The following is a 6339-nucleotide window of genomic DNA, read 5'->3' as shown; positions in this document are numbered from 1 at the left end:
CTTCGGTCTTGCGTTTCCGACTCTATCAGATCTTTTCTCGACCCGATTTCCTCGGTGCTTTCCAGGTTTCCGCTTTCGCGGTTTCCTTTCCGGCGCTTCCGACTTTATCAGAAGTTTCTGAGTCGGATTTCCCGCCCCGGCCGGACATGTCCTCGGTGCCTGAGTTGGCCCGGGTGCCCCGTCGGGAGGAGTTGTAAACCTACTGGAGCGGGGCGCCCCGATGCAAATCGGGGCGCCCCGCTCCCAGTTGGCACTGGCTCAGACCCGACGGTCCGTCAGACCTCCACCACCACGGGCAGGATCATCGGCCGGCGCCGGTACGTGTCGGAGACCCACTTGCCCAGTGTGCGGCGGATGAGCTGCTGCAGCTGGTGGGGTTCGACCACGCCGTCCTGCGCGGAGCGTTCGAGTACCTCGGTGATCCGGGGGATCACGTCGCCGAAGGCCGAGTCCTCGATGCCCGAGCCGCGGGCCTGGACGTGCGGGCCGCCGGTGATCTTGCCGGTGGACGAGTCCATGACCACGAAGACCGAGATGATGCCCTCGTCGCCGAGGATCTTCCGGTCTTTCAGAGCCGGCTCGCCCACGTCACCGACCGAGAGGCCGTCGACGTAGACGTAGCCCGCCTGGACCTTGCCGGAGATCTTGGCCTTGCCCTCGATGAGGTCGACGGCGACGCCGTCCTCGGCGATGACGATGCGGTCGTGCGGGACGCCGGTCAGGGCGCCCAGTTCGGCGTTGGCGCGCAGGTGGCGCCATTCGCCGTGCACCGGCATCAGGTTCTTCGGGCGGCAGATGTTGTAGAAGTACAGCAGCTCGCCCGCGGAGGCGTGGCCGGAGACGTGGACCTTGGCGTTGCCCTTGTGGACCACGTTGGCGCCCCAGCGGGTGAGGCCGTTGATCACGCGGTAGACCGCGTTCTCGTTGCCGGGGATGAGGGACGACGCCAGGATGACCGTGTCGCCCTGGACGATGCGGATCTGGTGGTCGCGGTTGGCCATGCGCGACAGGGCCGCCATCGGTTCGCCCTGGGAACCCGTGCAGACGAGGACCACCTCGCTGTCCGGGAGGTCGTCGAGCGTCTTGACGTCCACGACCAGGCCCGGCGGGACCTTCAGATAGCCGAGGTCCCGGGCGATGCCCATGTTGCGGACCATGGAGCGGCCGACGAAGGCGACCCGGCGGCCGTACTCGTGCGCGGCGTCCAGGATCTGCTGGATGCGGTGCACGTGGCTGGCGAAGCTCGCGACGATGATGCGCTTGCGGGCGCCGGCGAAGACCTGGCGCAGGACGTTGGAGATCTCCCGCTCGGGCGGGACGAAGCCCGGCACCTCGGCGTTCGTCGAGTCCGAGAGCAGGAGGTCGATGCCCTCCTCGCTCAGGCGTGCGAACGCGTGCAGGTCCGTGAGGCGGCTGTCCAGCGGGAGCTGGTCCATCTTGAAGTCGCCGGTGTGGACCACCATGCCCGCGGGGGTGCGGATGGCCACGGCCAGCGCGTCCGGGATGGAGTGGTTGACCGCGACGAACTCGCAGTCGAACGGGCCGATGCGCTCGCGGTGCCCCTCGGCCACCTCAAGGGTGTAGGGGCGGATGCGGTGCTCCTGGAGCTTGGCCTCGATGAGGGCGAGGGTCAGCTTGGAGCCGATCAGCGGGATGTCCGGCTTCTCGCGCAGCAGGAAGGGGACGCCGCCGATGTGGTCCTCGTGGCCGTGCGTGAGCACGATGCCCTCGATGTCGTCGAGGCGGTCCCTGATGGACGAGAAGTCCGGCAGGATCAGGTCGATTCCGGGCTGCTCCTCCTCGGGGAAGAGCACTCCGCAGTCGACGATCAGCAGACGGCCGCCGTATTCGAAGACCGTCATGTTGCGGCCGATCTCGCCGAGACCGCCGAGTGGGGTGACCCGCAGGCCGCCTTGGGGGAGCGGCGGGGGCGGGCTGAGTTCGGGATGCGGATGACTCAAAAGACTCTCCTCACCACGCACGCCACGTACCGGTTGGGCACGTGGCGCGCGTGACGTTCGTGCAGAAGCAGTTGTCGTTGTGGGGTGGTGCGGGCACCGGTGGCCCGCTTATTCAGTTGTGAAGCACATGCGCGGGGTCCGCGCGAAGTCTGATGTCAGAGCTGTACCCCGCCGGCGGCAAGATCGATCTTGAGTTGCTCGATCTCCTCGGGCGCGCACTCGACCATGGGGGCGCGCAGCGGGCCGGAGGGCAGGCCCTTCAGAGCGAGCGCCGCCTTGGTGGTCATCACGCCCTGCGTGCGGAACATGCCCGTGTAGACGGGGAGCAGCTTCTGGTGGATCTCGGTGGCCTTCTGGACGTCGCCCGAGGTGTACGCGTCGACCAGGGCGCGCAGCTCGGGCGTGACCACGTGGCCGACGACGGAGACGAAGCCGACCGCGCCGACGGAGAGCAGCGGCAGGTTCAGCATGTCGTCACCGGAGTACCAGGCGAGGCCGGAGCGGGCGATGGCCCAGCTGGCGCGGCCGAGGTCGCCCTTGGCGTCCTTGTTGGCGACGATCCGCGGGTGCTCGGCGAGGCGGACGAGCGTCTCGGTGTTGATCGGGACGCCGCTGCGGCCGGGGATGTCGTAGAGCATGACCGGCAGGCCGGTGGCGTCGGCGACGGCCGTGAAGTGCCGGTAGAGGCCCTCCTGCGGGGGCTTGTTGTAGTACGGCGTCACGACGAGCAGGCCGTGGGCGCCGGTGCGCTCCGCCGCGCGGGCGAGTTCGATGCTGTGGTGGGTGTCGTTGGTGCCGACTCCGGCCACGACGTGGGCCCGGTCGCCGACGGCTTCCAGGACGGCCCGTACGAGATCCGCTTTCTCCGCGTCGCTGGTGGTCGGGGACTCGCCGGTGGTGCCGTTGATGATCAGGCCGTCGTTGCCTGCGTCCACCAGGTGGGCGGCGAGCCGCTGCGCGCCGTCGAGGTCGAGTGCGCCGTCCGCCGTGAAGGGCGTGACCATGGCGGTGAGGACCCGCCCGAAGGGGGTCTGCGGAGTCGAGGTCGGAGCCATGGGTTACACGCTACTCGTTGCTCAGGACCGGGTCTGCCCTCGGGGCAGGCGACAAGTCGTGACAAAGGTGGAGCCCGGCACTGCTTGCTCGGGGGTTCAAGCAGTGCCGGACCCGTTTGATCAGGCTAGATGAACTTCTCGAAATGCCGCAATACGGACACTTCGCACGGCTGAACCGTACATCTGTGCCTGATCGGGAAAGCGGCCCGGGTTACGGCGCCACGCGTCCGTTGGCGTTGAAGGCGGCGTACGTGAGCGGCATGAGCCGGGCCCACTCGGCCTCCATCTTCTCGCCGACCATTTCGATCTCGCGCTGCGGGAAGGACGGCACCTTCGCCAGCTCGTGCTGGGTGCGCAGGCCGAGGAAGTGCATCAGCGAGCGCGCGTTGCAGGTGGCGTACATCGAGGAGTACAGGCCGACGGGGAGGACCGCGCGGGCCACCTCGCGGGCGACGCCGGCGGCGAGCATCTGCTGGTACTTCTCGTAGGCCTGGCGGTAGGAGCTCTCCATGGCCTCGCCGACCAGCCGGTGTTGCTCGGGGGTGCCCTCGACGAACTCGTACTTGCCCGGGCGTCCCTGCTGGATCAGCTTGCGGGAGGTGTCCGGCACGTAGAAGACCGGCTGGAGCTCGCGGTAGCGGCCGCTCTCCTCGTTGTACGACCAGCCGACCCGGTGCCGCATGAACTCACGGAAGACGAAGATCGGGGCACTGATGAGGAAGGTCATCGAGTTGTGCTCGAAGGGGCTGCCGTGCCGGTCCCGCATCAGGTAGTTGATCAGGCCCTTGGAGCGCTCGGGGTCCTTCTTCAGCTCGTCCAGGGACTGCTCCCCCAGGGTGGAAACCCGGGCCGCGAAGAGCACGTCGGTGTCGGCCGCGCTGTGTTTCACCAGCTCGACGGTGACATCACTGCGCAGGTCGATCTTGAAGTCGTCGGGGGTGTCGGTCACGGTTCGCAGGGCCTTCCCATCGCGTCTCTTGGCGACGCCACTCTACGTTTGGTGACGGGCCGCAATGAAGTCGGTGAAACAGGGCACCTCTGTGGGAGTTCGTTCGTCTCTACAGATGCACGTGATCCGTTCCACCCTCGAAGGGAGACGCACCCCTGATGTTCGGTCGGCGTGAACCCGTACCGTTCGCCTTCGTCGCCGAGGCCGACAGATTCCGCAGCAATGTCACTCCCCCTCCGCGTGAGCGGCTGTCCGTCGGCCAGATGGCCGGCCGATGGCTCACCGGGCTCACCATCGTGGCGGGGCTCGTGGGGTCCCTGGTCATCGGGACGCCCGCGCTGTCGCCCGACCACTCGGCCCAGCAGCCGCAGCAGTCCCAGGCGTCCGAGAGGCGCTGAACCGCCCCCGGACGGGCGGTGACTCCATCCGGCCCCCCGCCAGTGGTGACCGGGGACACAGATCGGTAGCCTCACCGGGCACAGCCCACGCATGGATCGAGTGAGGACCCGCCGTGCCCCTGCCCTTTCTGACGGCCGACCGCGTTTTCGAGGCGGCGGACGACGTTCCGCTCCCTTACGACGACCGTGACCGCTGGCGGCGGCCGTACCGTCCCGGGCCATGGCGGGTGGCGGCGGCGGCGCTCGCGCTGCTGCTCGCCTCGTTCGTGCTGTTCGCGGCCGTCGTCATCGCGGCGACGGCCGAACTCGCCTCGGCCGGGCTGGTCTTCGGCCTCGCGCTGCTCGTCATCGCCGGCGCGCTGCGGCTGCTGCGCGTGGGCGTGTGGGTGAGCGCGCGCGGCCTGCGCCAGGTGGCCTTCTTCACCACGCGTACGGCGCCCTGGGAGCAGGTGGTCTCGGTGCGTACGGTGCAGCAGCCGGTGCGCTGGCTGGGGTTGCCGCGGACCGTGCAGGGCCAGGCCCTGCTGCTGGAGCGGCAGGGGCGGACGGCGGACGGGGTGCCTTTGCTGATGTCCACGCACAACCTGGACTTCGTGGGCCGTATGGAGGCCTTCGACCGGGCGGCCGACTCGGTGGAGGTCTGGGCGGACGAGTACCGCCCGCACTGACTTTCCCCCCCGTATGCCGATGGGGCCGGACCGCCACTCGCGCGGTCCGGCCCCATCGGCATACGGAGGCCCTGTTCAGGCCGTCTCGGGCTGCTTGCCGTCGTACAGGGCGATGGCGCGCTGCATCGCCTTGCGGGCGCGCGGGGTGTCGCGGGCGTCGTGGTAGGCCACGGCGAGGCGGAACCAGGTGCGCCAGTCGTCGGGAGCGGCCTCCGTCTCGGCCTTGCGCCGGGCGAAGACCTCGTCGGCCGAGTCCCGGTCGATGCGGCCGCTGGGCGTGCGCTTCAACTCGTCGACGGGCAGGCCGCCCTCGGCGTCGAGTTCGGCGGCGAGGGCGTTGGCCCTGCGGACGAACTGGGTGTTCTTCCACAGGAACCACAGGCCGATGGCAGGCAGGATCAGCACCGCCACGCCGAAGGTGACGGTGAGGGGCGTGCCGGTCTCGATGAGCAGGAGGCCGCGGCTGCCGACCAGGACGAAGTAGACGACCAGGACGGCGGCCGTGAGGGCGTAGGTGAGCTTCGCGCGCATGACGGTCAGGGGCTCAGTTCAGGTCCAGGAAGTGTTCCAGGCCGAAGGTCAGGCCCGGGGTGCTCACCACGCGGCGGGCGCCGAGCAGGATGCCCGGCATGAAGCTGCTGTGGTGGAGCGAGTCGTGCCGGACCGTCAGGGTCTCGCCCTCGCCGCCGAGCAGGACCTCCTGGTGGGCGAGGAGCCCGCGCAGCCGGACCGCGTGGACCGGGACGCCGTCGACGTCGGCGCCGCGGGCACCGTCGAGGGCGGTGGCCGTGGCGTCGGGGGCCGGGGCGGTGCCGGCGGCGCGGCGGGCCTCGGCGATGAGCTGCGCGGTGCGCGTGGCGGTGCCGGAAGGGGCGTCCACCTTGTTGGGGTGGTGCAGTTCGACGACCTCGACCGACTCGAAGTACGGGGCGGCGAGCTGCGCGAACTTCATGGTGAGGACGGCCCCGATGGAGAAGTTGGGCGCGATGAGCACGCCCGTCTGCGGGGACTGCTCCAACCAGCCGTTCAGCCGGGCGAGGCGCTCCTCGGTCCAGCCGGTGGTGCCGACGACCGCGTGGATGCCGTGGCCGACGAGGAACTCGAGGTTGGCCATGACCGAGTCGGGCGTGGTCAGCTCGACCGCGACCTGGGCGCCGGCTTCGGTCAGCGTCTCCAGCTTGTCGCCCCGGCCCAGGGCGGCGATCAGCTCCATGTCCTCGGCGGCCTCGACGGCCCGGACGGCTTCGGAGCCGATCCGGCCCTTGGCGCCGAGGACCGCCACGCGCAGCTTGCTCATCTCTTGTGCTT

Annotated in this window: 7 protein-coding genes; 2 read left to right on the top strand and 5 right to left on the bottom strand. The window is 69.4% G+C overall.

Translation table 11 applies throughout. The annotated features are described in order from the left end of the window. Positions 1-275 precede the first annotated feature (275 nt). The 3 genes from CHR28_RS35915 to thyX form a co-directional block, all read right to left on the bottom strand. A complete protein-coding gene (locus CHR28_RS35915) occupies positions 276-1961 on the bottom strand; it encodes a ribonuclease J (protein WP_094057925.1) in 1686 nt (561 codons plus the stop codon). A 155-nt stretch (positions 1962-2116) separates the two neighbouring features. Beyond that, positions 2117-3016, bottom strand: coding sequence for a 4-hydroxy-tetrahydrodipicolinate synthase (dapA, locus tag CHR28_RS35910; RefSeq protein ID WP_094057924.1), 900 nt, complete (start codon positions 3014-3016; stop codon positions 2117-2119). A 211-nt stretch (positions 3017-3227) separates the two neighbouring features. Then, on the bottom strand, positions 3228-3965 hold the full coding sequence (gene thyX, locus CHR28_RS35905; RefSeq protein ID WP_094057923.1) for an FAD-dependent thymidylate synthase: 738 nt from the start codon (positions 3963-3965) through the stop codon (positions 3228-3230). A 158-nt stretch (positions 3966-4123) separates the two neighbouring features. Here thyX and CHR28_RS35900 point away from each other — a divergent pair, with 158 nt between their 5' ends. Next, positions 4124-4363: a hypothetical protein gene (locus tag CHR28_RS35900; RefSeq protein WP_094057922.1), complete on the top strand. Its 240-nt coding sequence runs from the start codon at positions 4124-4126 to the stop codon at positions 4361-4363. A gap of 113 nt (positions 4364-4476) precedes the next feature. Beyond that, complete coding sequence (locus tag CHR28_RS35895; protein WP_094057921.1) at positions 4477-5031, top strand: hypothetical protein; 555 nt, start codon at positions 4477-4479, stop codon at positions 5029-5031. A gap of 75 nt (positions 5032-5106) precedes the next feature. Here the strand turns inward: CHR28_RS35895 and CHR28_RS35890 are convergent, their stop codons facing one another. Together CHR28_RS35890 and dapB are read right to left on the bottom strand one after the other, a co-directional pair. Beyond that, a complete protein-coding gene (locus CHR28_RS35890) occupies positions 5107-5562 on the bottom strand; it encodes a hypothetical protein (protein WP_094057920.1) in 456 nt (151 codons plus the stop codon). Between the two features lie 13 nt (positions 5563-5575). Continuing rightward, a complete protein-coding gene (gene dapB, locus CHR28_RS35885) occupies positions 5576-6328 on the bottom strand; it encodes a 4-hydroxy-tetrahydrodipicolinate reductase (protein WP_094057919.1) in 753 nt (250 codons plus the stop codon). Between the last annotated feature and the right edge of the window lie 11 nt (positions 6329-6339).

Source organism: Streptomyces sp. XY006 (assembly GCF_002237655.1).
Lineage (GTDB): Bacteria > Actinomycetota > Actinomycetes > Streptomycetales > Streptomycetaceae > Streptomyces > Streptomyces levis.
This window is presented reverse-complemented; position numbering and strand designations above follow the sequence as displayed.